The sequence below is a fragment of the Cereibacter azotoformans genome (assembly GCF_021391315.1).
Lineage (GTDB): Bacteria > Pseudomonadota > Alphaproteobacteria > Rhodobacterales > Rhodobacteraceae > Cereibacter_A > Cereibacter_A azotoformans.
In genome coordinates this window covers 58,008-72,984 of the sequence record NZ_CP090024.1, presented here as the reverse complement: position 1 = coordinate 72,984, position 14,977 = coordinate 58,008, and the positions used below count along the sequence as shown (strand labels likewise).

General features: G+C 70.1%; 13 protein-coding genes and 1 pseudogene. 7 read left to right on the top strand and 7 right to left on the bottom strand.

Annotated features, from left to right (window positions below):
* Positions 1 to 45: 45 nt before the first annotated feature.
* On the bottom strand, positions 46 to 384 hold the full coding sequence (locus LV780_RS21160) for a DUF2218 domain-containing protein (protein ID WP_108222075.1): 339 nt from the start codon (positions 382 to 384) through the stop codon (positions 46 to 48).
* A 122-nt stretch (positions 385 to 506) separates the two neighbouring features.
* Here LV780_RS21160 and LV780_RS21155 point away from each other — a divergent pair, with 122 nt between their 5' ends.
* Genes LV780_RS21155 through LV780_RS21140 form a run of 4 tightly spaced genes read left to right on the top strand, consistent with a single transcriptional unit; the run spans position 507 to position 4,024 of the window.
* Entirely contained in the window at positions 507 to 1,388 is an 882-nt protein-coding gene (locus LV780_RS21155) for a siderophore ABC transporter substrate-binding protein (protein ID WP_117345291.1), read from the top strand.
* The gene (locus LV780_RS21150; protein ID WP_108222072.1) at positions 1,385 to 2,332 is read left to right on the top strand and encodes an iron chelate uptake ABC transporter family permease subunit; all 948 of its coding nucleotides are present in this window, start codon (positions 1,385 to 1,387) and stop codon (positions 2,330 to 2,332) included. The genes LV780_RS21155 and LV780_RS21150 overlap by 4 nt, the downstream gene beginning before the upstream one ends.
* Positions 2,325 to 3,269 (top strand): iron chelate uptake ABC transporter family permease subunit, encoded by a 945-nt coding sequence (locus tag LV780_RS21145; RefSeq protein ID WP_108222070.1) that lies wholly within the window; start codon positions 2,325 to 2,327, stop codon positions 3,267 to 3,269. Before LV780_RS21150 ends, LV780_RS21145 begins: the two co-directional genes overlap by 8 nt.
* Entirely contained in the window at positions 3,266 to 4,024 is a 759-nt protein-coding gene (locus LV780_RS21140) for an iron ABC transporter ATP-binding protein (protein WP_108222068.1), read from the top strand. The genes LV780_RS21145 and LV780_RS21140 overlap by 4 nt, the downstream gene beginning before the upstream one ends.
* A gap of 154 nt (positions 4,025 to 4,178) precedes the next feature.
* Here LV780_RS21140 and LV780_RS21135 read toward each other — a convergent pair whose 3' ends face one another.
* The 4 genes and pseudogenes from LV780_RS21135 to LV780_RS21120 form a co-directional block, all read right to left on the bottom strand.
* Positions 4,179 to 6,113, bottom strand: a complete 1,935-nt coding sequence (locus LV780_RS21135; protein ID WP_108222066.1) for a TonB-dependent receptor plug domain-containing protein — start codon at positions 6,111 to 6,113, stop codon at positions 4,179 to 4,181.
* Positions 6,114 to 6,314: 201 nt separating this feature from the next.
* Positions 6,315 to 6,671, bottom strand: a complete 357-nt coding sequence (locus LV780_RS21130; protein WP_233864342.1) for a hypothetical protein — start codon at positions 6,669 to 6,671, stop codon at positions 6,315 to 6,317.
* 34 nt (positions 6,672 to 6,705) lie between these two features.
* Positions 6,706 to 6,957 (bottom strand): annotated as a pseudogene (locus tag LV780_RS21125) (TonB-dependent receptor plug domain-containing protein); the annotation flags it as partial.
* Positions 6,957 to 7,652, bottom strand: a complete 696-nt coding sequence (locus LV780_RS21120) for a FadR/GntR family transcriptional regulator (RefSeq protein WP_108222064.1) — start codon at positions 7,650 to 7,652, stop codon at positions 6,957 to 6,959. The gene LV780_RS21120 and the pseudogene LV780_RS21125, both read right to left, overlap by 1 nt.
* A gap of 92 nt (positions 7,653 to 7,744) precedes the next feature.
* On the opposite strand from LV780_RS21120, the gene LV780_RS21115 reads away from it, so the two are divergent.
* From LV780_RS21115 to torA, 3 genes are all read left to right on the top strand, one after another.
* The gene (locus LV780_RS21115; RefSeq protein WP_101342031.1) at positions 7,745 to 8,494 is read left to right on the top strand and encodes a sulfite exporter TauE/SafE family protein; all 750 of its coding nucleotides are present in this window, start codon (positions 7,745 to 7,747) and stop codon (positions 8,492 to 8,494) included.
* 326 nt (positions 8,495 to 8,820) lie between these two features.
* The gene (locus tag LV780_RS21110) at positions 8,821 to 10,407 is read left to right on the top strand and encodes a c-type cytochrome (protein WP_233864346.1); all 1,587 of its coding nucleotides are present in this window, start codon (positions 8,821 to 8,823) and stop codon (positions 10,405 to 10,407) included.
* A gap of 64 nt (positions 10,408 to 10,471) precedes the next feature.
* A complete protein-coding gene (gene torA / locus LV780_RS21105; protein WP_108222060.1) occupies positions 10,472 to 12,955 on the top strand; it encodes a trimethylamine-N-oxide reductase TorA in 2,484 nt (827 codons plus the stop codon).
* 176 nt (positions 12,956 to 13,131) lie between these two features.
* On the opposite strand, the gene LV780_RS21100 is transcribed toward torA, so the two are convergent.
* Both LV780_RS21100 and rnk read right to left on the bottom strand, forming a co-directional pair.
* A complete protein-coding gene (locus LV780_RS21100) occupies positions 13,132 to 14,067 on the bottom strand; it encodes a mechanosensitive ion channel family protein (protein WP_044249865.1) in 936 nt (311 codons plus the stop codon).
* 228 nt (positions 14,068 to 14,295) lie between these two features.
* A complete protein-coding gene (rnk, locus tag LV780_RS21095; protein ID WP_011911143.1) occupies positions 14,296 to 14,736 on the bottom strand; it encodes a nucleoside diphosphate kinase regulator in 441 nt (146 codons plus the stop codon).
* Between the last annotated feature and the right edge of the window lie 241 nt (positions 14,737 to 14,977).

The following is a 14,977-nucleotide window of genomic DNA, read 5'->3' as shown; positions in this document are numbered from 1 at the left end:
ACCTGCCTGAGGCCATCCGAGGAACGGGGCGCCGTGGCGGTGCTGTCAGCCGCTCCGCAGGCCGGCCGGATGTGAGCCGTCGGGCGCGGCGTCCCCGTCGGCCGCGCTCCAGTCGAGGCCCGTGAAGGCCTCGCGGAAGGCGAAGGTCACAAGATGCGAGTCGATCACGAAGCGCGTCTGGATCAGCCCCTTGGGGTCCGGCGCCTCGATACGGACCGTCAGGGCCCCCTCGTCCGCCACCAGCGCCGCGGTGCCGGTCTGGAAGGTGCAGGTCGCGCGGTGATCCTCGAGCTGCACCTCGACCTTGTGGGCGAAGTGATTGCCCAGCTGCCGCAGATATTTCGCCGCGTGGGGCGTGGCGTATCGGGCGGTCGTGGTCAGCATCTCTATCTCCGACTGTTTTTCTCTGGATATGGGCTGGACCGGAGGCGCGCAAGGCCTTAGGTGTCGTCCCGATGCGTGGAGCCAGTTCAAGCCACACGCCGGAGCATCGAGAGGAGATCGCCATGATCCGTCTTGCGTCCGGCCTGCTGGCCGGGCTTCTTCTGGCGGCACCCGCAAGCGCCGCGACCGTCGAGACCGCCCTCGGGCCGGTCACCGTCGGACAGGTGCCCGAGAGGGTCGCGGTCTTCGACATCGCCGCGCTCGACACGGTGACAGCCCTTGGCGTTCGCGTGGATGGCGCGCCGGTGCAGACCTTTGTGCCGGGGCTGGCCGATCTGGATGCGGCGCCCGTCGGCACGATCTTCGAGCCGGATCTCGAGGCGCTGTCCGCGCTGGCGCCCGATCTTGTGATCGCGGGGGGCCGCTCGTCGGCGCAGGTGAAGGCCCTGTCGCAGGTGGCGCCCACGCTCGACATGACCATCGGGCCGGACCTCATCGGCGATGCGCGGCAGCGGCTTGCGGCCTACGGCACCCTGTTCGGGCGTGAAGCCGAGGCCGAGCGGCTCGACGCCGCGCTGGGGGCGAAGCTCGACGAGCTTGCCGCCGCGGCCGAGGGCAAGGGGAGCCTTCTGATCCTCCTGACCAACGGGCCGAAGATGTCGGCGTTCGGGCGCGGATCGCGCTTTGGCTGGCTGCACGAAACGACCGGCATGGCCGAAGCGGTGCCCGAGCTGGAGGCGGCGACCCATGGCGACGCCGTGTCGTTCGAGTTCATCGCGCGGACGAACCCGGACTGGCTTTTCGTCATCGACCGGGGCGCGGCCATCGGCGCCGAAGGCGCCTCGGCGCGGGCCGTGCTCGACAATCCGCTGGTGCGGGACACGACCGCCTGGACATCCGGTCAGGTGGTCTATCTCGATCCGGCCGAAGTCTATGTCGCGGGCGGCGGCTACCGCTCGCTCATGGGCACGCTCGAGGATCTCGTCACAGCCCTCGACCGATGATCCTGCGCCTGATGCTTCTGGCGCTGGTGGCGCTGATGCTGGCCAGCCTCGTGGTCGGGGCCGCGGGGATGGGTCCCGCGGCGCTTCTGGCCGATCCGCAGGCGGGGCTGCTGCTGGCCGTGTCGCGGGTGCCGCGGACGGCCGCCGTGGTGCTGTCGGGCGCGGCGCTGGCCGTGGCGGGGGTGGTGATGCAGCAGGTCGCGCGCAACCGATTTGTCGAGCCCGGCACCACCGGAACCGCCGAGGGCGCGGCGCTCGGCCTGCTGGCCGTCACGCTTCTGGCGCCGGGGGCCCCGGTCTGGATCAAGATGGCCGCGGCCAGTGGCGCGGCCCTTGCGGGCGCGGGCCTCTTTCTTGCGCTGATCCGGCGCCTTCCACCGCGCGAGGTGCTGCTTGTCCCGATCGTGGGGCTGGTGCTGGCCGGCGTGCTGCAATCGGTGGCCAGCTTCATCGCCTGGAAGGCCGACATGATGCAGCTGATCGGCATCTGGCTGATGTCGGGCGAGTTTTCGGGCGTGATCGCGGGGCGCTACGAGCTTTTGTGGATCGCGGGGGCGGCGGCGGCGCTCGCGTGGTTCGCGGCGGATCGGTTCGCCATTCTGGGCCTCGGCGAGAGGACGGCCACCGGCCTCGGGCTGAACGCCGCCGCGGTGATGCGGCTGGGGCTGGGCGTCGTGTCGCTGGTGACGGCGATGGTGGTCGTGACGGTGGGGATGGTGCCCTTCGTGGGGCTGGTGGTGCCGAACCTCGTCTCGCGGGTGATGGGCGACGACCTGCGCGCCTCGCTGCCCGTCGTGGCGGCCGCCGGCGGCGCGCTGGTGCTGGCCTGCGATCTGGTCGGGCGGCTCGTGCGGCATCCCTACGAGGTGCCGGCCGGCACGGTGCTCGGTGTCCTCGGCTCGCTGCTCTTTCTCTGGCTTCTGTGGAGGCCCGTCCGTGGATAGGGCGCTTTTCTGGCTGGCCGCGCTGGCCCTGATCGTCTGCGCCACCTACCTGCTCTGGGGGCTGGGCGGAGCGAACTGGCGGTTCGTCCTTGGCCTGCGTTCGGTCAAGCTGGCGGGGCTGGTCGTGGTGGGAACGGCGATCGCCGTGGCGACGGTCCTGTTCCAGACCGTCAGCGGCAACCGCATCCTCACGCCCTCGATCATGGGGTTCGACGCCCTCTATGTGCTGATGCAGACCACGCTCGTGGCCAGCCTCGGCATCACGGCCCATGCGCAGCTCCCGTCCAGCCTGTCCTTCGCGGTCGAGGTGGCGGTGCTGGTGGCCGCGGGCCTTCTGCTCTTCGGCACGCTGCTGCGGCGCGGGGCTCAGGACATGATGCGGATGATCCTGACGGGAGTGATCTTCGGCATCCTGTTCCGGTCGCTCTCGTCCTTCCTTGCCCGGATCCTCGATCCGAACGCCTATTCGGTGGTGCAGGCCGAGAGCTTTGCCTCCTTCTCGCGCATCGAGGCCGGGCTGCTGCCGCTGGGCGCGGGCCTCTGCCTTGCGGCGGCCGGCACGGCGCTGGCGCTGGCGCCCCGGCTCGATGTGCTGGCGCTGGGGCGGCGGACGGCGGTGCCGCTGGGACTGGCCTACGACCGGCTTTCGCTGGGGGTGCTGACGCTGGTCGCGGTGCTGGTCGCGGTCTCGACCGCGCTCGTCGGGCCCGTGGGCTTCTTCGGGCTGATCGTGGCCGCCCTCGCCCATTCCCTGACGACAAGCGCCCGCCACCGTGCGCTTCTGCCCGCCGCGGCGCTGGTGGCGATCGTGCTGCTCGTGGGCGGGCAGACACTCTTCGAGCGGGTCCTGGGGATGGGCGCCACGCTCAGCATCGTGGTCGAGTTCGCAGGCGGGCTGTTCTTTCTGTGGCTTCTGATGCGGGGACGCGTGAAATGATCGAGATCGAGGATGTCTCGCACCACATGGGCGCGGCGCGCATCCTGGACCGCGTGACGACGCGGCTGCCCAGGGGCCGGCTGACCGCCCTGATCGGGCCGAACGGGGCGGGCAAGTCCACGCTCCTGAACCTCGTGGCGCGCCTTCTGCCGCTGTCGGCGGGCCGCATTCGCGTCGAGGGGATGGACGTGTCGCACACCCCCTCGCACGAGCTTGCGCTGCGCATGGCGGTGCTCGGGCAGGAGACGAGCGTGTCCAGCCGGCTCCGGGTGCGCGAGCTGGTGGGCTTCGGGCGCTGGCCGCACCACCGCGGCCGCCCCTCGCCCGCCGATGCCGCCGCCGTGGAGGAGGCTTTGGCCGCCTTCGACCTCGCACCGCTGGCGGGCCGCTTTCTGGACGAGCTGTCGGGCGGGCAGCGCCAGCGCGCCTTCGTGGCGATGGCCTTCGCACAGGGCACCGACTGGCTGCTGCTCGACGAGCCGCTGAACAATCTCGACATGGCCCACGCGCGGGCCCTGCTCGAGCGGTTGCGGGCGGCGGTGCGGGACGGCGGCAAGAGCGCGGTCCTCGTGGTCCATGAGGTGAACTACGCCGCCGCCTGGGCCGATCACATCGTGGCCTTGCGCGACGGGCGGATCCTGGCCGAGGGCACGCCCGCCGAGGTGCTGACGCCGGCGGTGCTGCGCGATCTCTACGGCATCGACATCGCCGTGGGGGAACATGCGGGCCGCCCGCTGGTCCTGCATCACGCCTGAGGCCCGGCCGTCCGGCCGGGCCGGTCACGAAACCCACGGCCCGGCCCTCCGGCCGGGCCGTGCACGGGGCTCAATGCCCGGCACTCCGGCCAGACCTTGCACGACCCCCGACCTCCCTCGGCCAGGGCGGGCACCCGAGGGCGCCCCGCCCCGCTCAGAACCGCGTCACCGCGCTGAGGGTGATGGTCCGGCCCGGCTCCTTCAGCGAGGTGACGGTGCCATATTCCGCGCCATAGGTCGCACGGTCGGCGAAGGTCGTGTCGAACAGGTTGTCCACCTGCAGTCGAAGCGTCAGGTTCTGCGCCTGCGGCGGCACATATTCGGCAAAGACATTGACCACCGAATAGCCCTCGAGATCGAAATCGGCCGCTTCGGGCATGTCGTGATCCAGCGCAAGGTCGAGCCCGCCGCCGAGGCGCAGGCCCGCCAGCGTCGTATCCTGCTGGACTTCGAACGCGGCCACGGTGCCCAGAGGCGCGCCGAAGTCGAGCGCCTCGTAGCCCGCGGCCTTCTCGCCATCCACCTTCACGTCGCTGTGCGACAGGGTGAAGCGCGCGAACCCGCCCTCCCAACCGTAGGTGGCGCCAAGGTTGAAGCCGCGGCTCTCGAAGTCGAAATTCTCCGAGGCGCTGCGGGCCCGGTAGATCTCCGTCAGGAACAGCTCGCCCCCCAGCTTCAGCGCGCCCCCATCCCAGTCGAAGCCGAGGCTGGCGTTCTGCGCCCGCGAGGGCCGCAGGTCCCCATAGCTCCAGCCCGGATTGAAGATGTAGTTGTCCTCGATATCGACGCCGCCAAAGATCGAGGACAGGCCACCGCGCAGCGTCAGGCTCTCGGTCAGCGCATAGCTGGCCGACAGGTTGCCCGAGCCGCCCGAATGGCGCTCGTCGCTGCCATCGACGCCCTCGAAATCCTGACGGTCGAAGCGCCCGCCAAAGGACAGGCGCCACCGCTCCGTGGGCTCGAGCCGGGCCTGCGCGAAGAGGCCGATGTTGCGCGACGTTTCCTCAAGGAACTCGCCGTAGGTGGGGCTCGAATATTCCCCGAACCGGCGCTGCCAGTCGATGCCGGCCGAGATCCGGTCGGTCGCGTTCAGGTGAAAGTCGTTCTGGACCGTGGCCGACCAGGTGCCCGACAGGCCGTTGCTGTCGTAGGGCTCGGGGATGACGATGTCGCTCTCCGAATAGCCGAGCCGGACGCTCGGATCCCACAGGCCCCCGGCCTGCGTGTTCTCGTAGGACAGCGACCAGCTTTCCCGCGTCGTGTCATAGCGGCGGAGCGAATCCTCCACCCCGTTCAGGCCGCCGAAATTCGCCCGGAACTGGCGCAGCTCGTCATCGCGCAGGCGCAGGGCGGACAGCTCGACCCGGTGCCCCTCGGGGGCCTCGTAGGCCAGCTTGCCCAGAACGCTCGTGAGGTTCGCCGCCGTGCCGAGCCGGGTTTCGCCGTCGCCATCCTTGTAATCCTCGCCCGTGGCGCGCTTGCCGTAGGCCAGCCACTCGAAGCCGCCTTCGCGCCCGGCCAGCGTCAGCGCGCCCTGCGCGGTCTGCCCGTTGTCGCCATAGCTCAGGCGCAGGTTGCCGCCGAAGCTCTGGCCCTCGGCCAGGATGTCGGCCGCATCGACCGTCTCGAACACGACCGAGCCCGCCAGCGCGTAGGGGCCCGCGTCGGCCGGCGAGATCGTGGCATCCACCCGCACCTGCTTGAGCAGCCCCGGATCAATGGCGTTGGCCGAGACATGGTGGAAGGCGCGGTTGTTCTGGGCCGCCCCGTCGATGCTCACGCCGAGGTTCAGCATGTCCACGCCGTTGACGAAGATCTTCTGCGTCAGCGGCAGCGCGCCGCCGACCGACACCGAGGCGATGCCCGCGAAGACATCCTTCAGGTCGCCCGTCCGGGCCCGCTCAAGCTCGGCATCGGCGACATACATCGAGGTGGCACGGTCGGCGGCCTCGGCGAACTCGTCGCGGGACTGCACGACGATCGGATCGAGCGAAAAGGCCAGATCCTGCGCGAGGGCCGCGGTGCTCGGTCCGAAGGCAGCGGCACTGCCGGCCAGAAGCCGGATCATTCGGGACGACAGGGGGGACATGGGACTCCAGGTTCTCAGCGGATGCAGGGGGTGCGGGCTGGGACGAGGAACCTGGCTCCGGTGACGCTACTGGAGGCCTGCGCCGGATGCAATCGCATGTTCGGACGGCGCGGGGGCGCGCCGCCCGAGTTCTCGATATGATTGCGGGGCCCGGACGCGGGATGCCCTTGCACTCCCCTCGGCCGGGGCGCCGCGCGAGGCTCAGAGCCGCTTGGTCACTTCCAGAACCACCTCGCGGCCCGCGCCGTAAGAGCAGACATAGGCGGTCTGGCAGCCGGTCACGTTGGCCAGCAGCGTCACCTCGGTCCCGTTCGCGGTGGTGAAGCGGTAGGAAGGCGCCAGCGTGCCGCGGAAGCCCTCGTTCAGGTCGTCGTACCTGTCGCCGCCCTCGGTCCGGCCGGTCAGGCGGACCGACCGGCCCGCGTCGAGATCGCGCCCCCAGTCCAGCTCCAGCCAGGCGCTCGTGGCGTCGTTGAGGCCGAACGTCAGCTCGCCGATGTCGCCGCCCGGCCGCTTCGAGACGTAGTTGACGAATCCCGCCGGGGTTCGAGCCGCCATAGAGCGCCGAGGACGGGCCCCGCAGCACCTCGATCCGTTCCAGCGTGTAGGGGTCGATGTAGAACGAGCCGAAGGCGAACGAGAGGTTCCGGGCATTGTCGAGGAAGACGCCGGTCTGGTCGGCCTGAAAGCCACGGATGCGCAGCCAGTCGTAATCGTTGTCGTCGCCGAACACGTCCGAGGTGACGCCGGCCGTGTAGCGCAGCGCCTCGCTGACGCTCTTGGATTCGCCGCCCCGGTCTGCGGTTCCTCGGCGGCATCTGGCGGGGCGACCCCACAGGGGCATCATCCGTTCCCGTCCGGTCGCTGCATCGCGCCCAGGATGGTTGTGAGATGCCTGCGCATTGCGGCTTCGGCGGCCGGCGGGTCGGCCCGCGCAATCGCCGCGACGACATCGGCATGCTGATCGCTGTGCAGGCCGGTGAATTCCCCGACGCCGATCCTGCGGTAGGTCCGGTCCCATTCCCGTTGCCAGGCGGCGCGGCGCCGGGCGCTGGCCAGATAGTCGAGAAACCCCAGGAGCAGGGGATTTCCCGCCACCTCGGCCACGCCGCGATGGAAGGCGGCATCCGCCGTCTCGGCCTGCCCGCGATCGGACGCGCCCCGGCCCCGGGCCACGAGGCCCTGAAGATAGGCCATGTCGCGCGCCGAGGCGCGTCGGGCCGCTTCGGCCGCAATGGGCGGCTCGATCATCAGCCGGGCCTGCATGAGCTGATCCGGGGCGGTCGCACTCAGCAGGATCGTTTCCTTGACGGGGTGGCCAAGCGGGGCGGGTCCGCGGAAGGTGCCCTTGCCGACCTGCCGCCAGATCTCGCCCTTCCGCTCCAGCTCGAGCAGCGCCGCGCGGACGGTCTGGCGGCTGCAGCCCAGCAGACACGCAAGCGCGCGTTCGGTGGGAAGACGATCGCCGAGGGAGGGGGCTTCCGCGTCGACAAGACGGCGCAACCGTTCCAGGGCAGTGGCCGGACTCGTTCTTGGCACGGGATCATCCCTCCGGGACCTCGCGGACCAATTTGCAGACCATTCCGGCGACGGGCAAGAGCAGAGCGGTGATTCACCGGCCGGAGCTTGCCATGACCGTCTATCTTGTCCTGATCCTCGCGGGCCTTGCCGCGGGCGCGCTGAACGCCGTGGCCGGGGGGGGGACCTTCCTGTCCTTCCCGGCTCTGGTCTGGACCGGCGTGCCGCCGATCATGGCCAATGCGACCGCCACCCTTGCGGCCCTGCCCGGCTATCTCGGAAGCGCCTGGGCCTTCCGGGCCGACATCCGGCGGGGCCGCGGCCTTCCGGTGCGCCTGGTCCTGATGGTGTCCGCCGCGGGTGGCATCCTCGGGGCGGCCCTGCTGCTGGTGACGCCGAACGCGGTTTTCTCGGGCATCGTTCCGTGGCTGCTGGCCTTCGCCACCGCGGCCTTTGCCTTCGGGCCTGCGATCACGCGGCAGGTCGCCCGTGCCGGACGGGGCGCGCCCGGTCTGCCCCAGTCGGCGGCTGTCCTGCTGGCCGTCACGACCTATGGCGGCTATTTCAATGGCGGCGTCGGGATCCTGCTGCTGGCGGCCTTCGGCCTGATCGGCCTGACCGACCTCAAGGAGATGAACGGGTTGAAAAATCTGGTCTCCTCCGTTCTCTCGGCGGTGTCCGTGGCGGTGTATGTCGCAGCCGGCCTGATCGTCTGGAAACAGGCGCTCGTGCTGGGGGCGGCCTCGGCGGTCGGCGGATATATCGGCGCGGCGCTCTCGCGGCGCATCCACAATGTGAAGGCGATCCGGGTCTTCATCACCCTGGTCGGTGCGACCATGTCGCTCGCCTTCTTCCTGCAGTGACACCGTGCCCGGAGTCGCTCAGGCGAACGGGCCGTGCCTGTCCTGCAGCGGCCGGATCGCAGGGTCCGGCCGAAACGGGGCCTGCGCGCCGGAGGGGTGGGCCATGACCCACATCAAGGCGAGGGCGGCTTGCCCTGCTATCGTGGCAAGCGACTGTGATCCGACGGCGGACGTCCCGTCTTCGGTCATTCATGCTGACGTTGGTTCGTATCGAGTGGTCGATCCTTCCGGGATCACGCGATCCTCCTGCGAACGGCCTACGAAAGGGGACTGCCGTGCTTGAACAGGCTTCCAGACCGCGGCGACGCGGCTTGCGCCGCGTTGCGATGGTGCTGCTGGCGGGCGTTGCGGGGTTTCTGGTCGTGACCTCACCCGCCACCTGGTCGATGATCCATCCGACGCGCGATCAGGCCGACGCGGGCCCGGCCGATCTCGAGAACGGCCGGACGATCTTCCTTGCCAGCGACTGCGCCACCTGCCACGCCACGCCGGGCCAGCCCGACCAGACGAGGCTGGGCGGCGGCCGCGTGCTGGACACCGACTTTGGCCGGTTCCACATGCCCAACATCTCGCCCGATCCGGTGGACGGGATCGGCAACTGGACCCTGGCCCAGTTCACCCGCGCGGTGCGCGAGGGGGTGGGTCCCGACGGGATACTGCCGGACGGGCAGAACCTCTATCCGTCCTTCCCTTACACCTCGTACCAGCGGCTGGACGCCAACGACCTGCGCGACATGTATGCCTATATCATGTCGCTCGAGCCGGTGGCGGGACAGGTGCCCGAGCACGAGCTGACATTCCCCTACAACATCCGCCGCGGGATCGGCCTGTGGCGGCTGGCGTTCCTGGACGGCCAGCCCTTGCCCTCGGCCGACGAGGACAGCGCCGACCCGCATCAGGCCCTGCTGGCGCGGGGGCGCTATCTCGTCGAAGGCGCGGGCCATTGCGCCGAGTGCCACTCGCCGCGCAGCTTCATGGGCAACGTGATCGCGGACAGCCGCTATGGCGGCGGGCCCACCCCCGACGGCCACGGCCATTTCCCCAACATCTCGCCGGATGAGACCGGGATCGGCTTCTGGTCGGTCAATGCCATCGCCAACTATCTCGAGACCGGGATCAGCCCGATCGGCAAGAAGGCCGGCGGCGACATGGAAGAGGTGATCCTGAACACCGCTCAGCTCTCGCGCGAGGATCGCCTCGCCATGGCGATGTATCTCAAGTCCGTGCCCGCCGTGGACGCGCCCGGCCCCGGCCGCCCCGAGCCGAACCGGACACCGACCGTGGTGATGCTGGAGCGGCCCGCGGGCCAGGCGCCGGTGCTGCCGACATCCCCTGTGGCGGTGCTGGCCGAGGCCGCGGACGTGCATGTGGTGACGACAAAGCCGCTGTTCCTCGATCCGGCCCGCGTGGGCACGGAGGGCGCCGAGGATGGCAAGCTCCTTGGCGGGGCGCGCCTCGAGGTGCTGGCCCGCGAGGGCGACCGGATGCAGGTCCGCCTCGACGGCTGGCAGGCCGTGGGGGCCGAGCAGGTGGTCTATGCCGAACGCGGCCAGCGCATCCTGCTGGCGGTGCTGGGCGATGCGGCCATGGCCGCGGTCAGCCGCAAGGCGCCGGAGGAAGATCCGGGCACCGGGCAGCCCTGGGCGCGGGCCAGCCTGACCGCCTGGGTGGATGGGCAGGGGCTTCATGCCGATCTGCCGGCGCTCTGGGGCTATGCGGGCGATCTGTTCAACAGCAGTTGCGCCACCTGCCACAGCCTGCCGCACACCGACCGCTACCTCGCGAACCAGTGGATCGGCAACCTGAACGCGATGAAGCGTTTCACCTCGCTGAACGACGAGCAGTATCGTCTGCTGCTGGCCTATCTGCAGAACCATTCCAGGGATGTCGGGCCACTGGCCGAGGCGGAGTGAGGCGCCTCGCCGCCGCCTCCGCAGGACAACATCCGACATTCGACGACAGAGGAGACACCCTCAGATGAGCAATTCGTGCGGCAGACCGGGCGACGATCGCAAACGCGGCCTCTCGCGCCGGGGCTTCCTGCGCCAGAGCGCGACCGTGGCGGCCCTCGGCATGGCGGATGCCGCCCTTCCGCGCGGCGCAGCCTTCGCGCAGTCGGCCGGGACCGAGATCCTGACCGGCTGCCACTGGGGCATGTTCCGCGCGACCGTCGAGAACGGGCGCGCCACCGCGATCCGGCCCTGGGAGGGGGATCCCTGGCCTTCGCCGCAACTGAAGGGGGTGCTGGATTCGATCTATTCGCCCACGCGGATCAAGTATCCGATGGTACGGAGGGCCTGGCTGGAACAGGGGCCGGGCGCGGACCCCGCCGGCCGCGGCACCGATGATTTCGTCCGGGTGAGCTGGGACGAAGTGACCGAGCTTCTCGCGCGCGAACTGGTGCGGGTGCGCGACAGCTACGGCCCCGAGGCGATCTTCGGCGGCTCCTACGGGTGGAAGAGCCCGGGAAGGATGCACAACTGCCAGACCCTGCTGCGGCGGCTCCTGAAGCTGAACGGCGGATTCACCAGCTCGATGGGCGACTATTCCACCGGGGCGGCCCAGGTGATCCTGCCCTATGTGACCGGCTCGATCGAGGTTTACGAGCAATGCACGGCCTGGCCGAACGTCGTCGAGAACACCGAACTCATGGTGTTCTGGGGCGCCAACCCGCTGCGCAACTCGGAGATCTGCTGGCAGGTGGCCGACCACGGCGCCTTCCTCGGGATCGACGGGCTGAAACAGAAGGGCACCAAGGCGATCTGCATCGACCCGATCCGCACCGAGACCGCGCAATATCTGGATGCCGAGTGGATCGCGCCCCGGCCGCAGACCGACACCGCGATGATGCTGGGCATCGCCCACACGCTCTACAGCGAAAACCTGCATGACGCGGAGTTCCTCGCGAAATACACCGTGGGCTTCGACCGCTTCCTGCCCTACCTGCTGGGCGAGAGCGACGGCACGCCCAAGACGGCCGACTGGGCCGCGAACCTGTGCGGCATCCCGGCCGAGACCATCCGCGATCTGGCACGCCGTTTTGCCGCCAACCGCACCATGCTCGCGCTCGGCTATTCCACCCAGCGCCAGCACCATGGCGAGCAATCGACCTGGATGCTGGTCACGCTGGCCTGCATGCTGGGCCAGATCGGCCTGCCGGGGGGCGGCTACGGGCTCAGCTATCACTATGCCAACGGCGGCGCGCCCACGCATCTGTCGCCGATCCTGCCCAGCATCACCGACACGCCCGGCCAGTCGGCCGGCGGCGGCGCGGCGTGGCTTTCGGCGGGCGGAACGGTCGCGATCCCGGTCTCGCGGCTGGTCGAGACGCTGCTGAACCCCGGCGCGACGATGGACTACAACGGCACGAAGATCACGCTGCCGACGCTGAAACTCGCCTGGTGGGCGGGTGGCAACCCCTTCTCGCACCATCAGGACCGCAACGAGATGGTGCGGGCGTGGCAGGCGCTCGAGACCTTCATCGTGCAGGACTTCCAGTGGACGGCGACGGCCCGCCACGCCGACATCGTGCTGCCCGCCACCACCTCCTACGAACGCAACGACATCGAGCAGGTGGGCGACTACGCCCTCAGCCACATCGTCGCGATGCGCAAGCTGATCGAGCCGCTGCACGAGGCGCGGTCCGACTATGACATCTTCACCGCGGTCGCGGACAAGCTGGGCTTCGGCTACGCCTATACCGAGGGCCAGACCGAGATGGACTGGATCCGCAGCTTCTATGAGGCGGCGATGATCGAGGCGCGGGCCAAGGGTATGGAAATGCCGGTGTTCGACGTGTTCTGGAACAGCAACCAGCCGCTGGCCTTCCCCCTGCCCGAGGAGCAGCGCCAGTTCGTCCGTCATGCCACCTTCCGCGCCGATCCGCTGCTGAACGCGCTCGGCACCCCCAGCGGCAAGTTCGAGATCTTCTCGCGCGCGGTTCAGGCGATGGGTTATGACGATTGCCCGCCGCATCCGACCTGGATGGAACCCATCGAGCGGCTGGACGGCCCCACCGCGAACCATCCGCTGGGCGTGGCGGCCAACCATCCGGTGAAGCGGCTTCATTCGCAGCTCTGCGGCACCATCCTGCGCGAGGACTACGCCATCGCCGGGCGCGAGCCCTGCTGGATGAACCCGGCCGACGCGGCGGCGCGCGGGCTGAAGGACGGCGATCTGGCCCGCGCCTTCAACGACCGGGGCCAGATCCTTGTCGGCATCCGCATCACCGACGAGATCCGCCCCGGCGTGGTGCGCATCGACGAAGGCGGCTGGTATGACCCGGCCGACCCCCGCACGCCGGGCAGCCTGTGCCGCTATGGCGATGTCAACGTGCTGACCACCGGCATCGCCACCTCGCGGCTGTCGCAGGGCAACTGCGGCCAGACCGCCGTCTGCGAGGTCGAGCGCTACGAGGGGACGCCCCCCGAGGTCCGGGTTTTCCTCGAGCCGGGGGCATGATCCCGGCCCGGACCGGCGCGGCGCCACGAAGGCTTCGGCAAAGCGGCAGGCATCAGTACGGCAGGACCGGCCCCGGCATTGCCTGAGCCGGAGATCCTGGCCACGCGCGGGTCCCTTCCCGGAGGACCATGCCTTCGCGCCCCTCCTGCGGGGCCCATCTGCGACAGCGCCGGGCGTCAGCGCATGGCGACGGGGACGCTGGCCGGCATCCCCGCCCCTGGCACCGCGCCTCCCTCACGGGCGTAGAGCATGGCGACCGGGGGCTGCGGCAGCGAGATCCCGGCCCGGCGCAGCGCCGCATCCACCTCACGCCATATCGCATCGCGGCAATCCCATTCGTGATCGAACCGACCGAGCCAGTAGCGCAGCGCGTACCGCACCCCATCGGGCTCGATGGCCTGGATGCGCACGTCGGGCGCGGGCGACTGGCGGATCAGCGGCGCGTCGCGCAGGGCCTTGTGCAAAAGCTCCGCCCCTTCGGCCGCCGGAGTGGCATGTCCCAGCTTGATCTCCATCTGCGCCCGGAATTCGGACCGGGGCGCGCTGTAGTTGACGATGCGCTGACGCGAGACCTGGCTGTTGGGCAGGATCACATAGGTCGAGTCGCGCGTCAGAAGCCGCGTGGTGCGCCAGCCGATCTCGACCACCCGGCCCTTGCCCAGCCCCTCGATATCAACCCAGTCCCCGATGCGGAACGGGGCCTCCAGCCCCAGGGCGATCCCCGAGAGCGTGTCCGCCACCACGTTGCGGATCGCGAAGCCGAACAGGGCCAGCATGACCCCCGACCCCGCCAGCGCGCTGCCGGCGCCGTGGCCCAGGATGAGCAGCACCCCCGAGACGATCGCCGTCAGGAACAGAAGGGCCGAGACGAGGTCGCCGAGCAGCTTCGGCACCGGCCGGCTGTGCGGCCTCAGCCGGGCCAGCAACTGACCCAGGATCCGGCTGAGAAGCCAGGCGACGCCCAGATAGGCCGCCATCTGCAGCGCGTTCTGCCCGTTCCGGCCAAGCGGAGCCATGTCGAAGCGCCGGCTCACCTCGGCTTGCGCGAAGGTCATGCCGGCGATGCCGAGCAGCAGAAGCGCGGGCGCGATCAAGGGGCGCAGCCTGATCACGGCCGCCTCCCGGGCGGACGGGGCGCGGCTGCGCCGTTCCCGGCAGGGCGGCCGATGTGGGACATCGGCCCCCCCTGAGAGGGTGACCTTGAGCCGACCCCCGCCGGGGCGAACCCGACCCGGCAGGAGGGACAGCGTCCGGCGGCGGCCCGGGGAATGGCCGCGCCGCATTCGGCACAACGGGCGGGTATCATCCGATGCGACATGGCAGCCTCCCTCCCTGGCCCGTCAGGACAGCTCGGGGCGCGGCGCGGCCGGGGCCGCAACGGGCCGGGGCTCCGACCCGACCTGCAGCACGGTGAGGCTGCGCCGCTCTCCGGCACGGGTCTGCCACTGGAACCGATCGCCCGCCGACAGACCCAGCAGGGCCACGCCCACCGGGGTCAGGATCGACACGGATCTGCGGCTGATGTCGGCATCTTCGGGCCAGGACAGCGTCACGCGCCGGTCACGCGCGCCCTGATCGTCATGATACAGCACCTCGCTGCCGATGGTGACGACATCGGACGGCAGGCGGGCGGGGGCCAGCAGTCGTGCGGATGTCAGCTTGTTGATCAGCGGATAGGCCACATCGGGCAGCCGCGCGATGGCGGCGCCGGCAAGCGTGTCCAGGCGCTCGATCAAGGTGACGTCGATGGCCGGCTGCGAACGGCGCGGAGTGGGGGACATGAGGAACCTCCGTAAAAGGGACTGGAAAAGGGGGAATTGGGCGGACCCGGCGGCTGGCTGGCCACGGCAGGCGCCCGGGAGACCCCCGGACACCCGCCATGCGCCCGCGAGGCCCGCCTTTCGGCAGGCCCCTTCAGGCAGCCAGCGTCAGCTGATCAGCGCGGCCGGAGCATCCCGGCCCGGCGCGGCGCCGGACCCATGCGGGACGCACCCCGCGCCCGGAGGCGGCGGGACTTCGGAA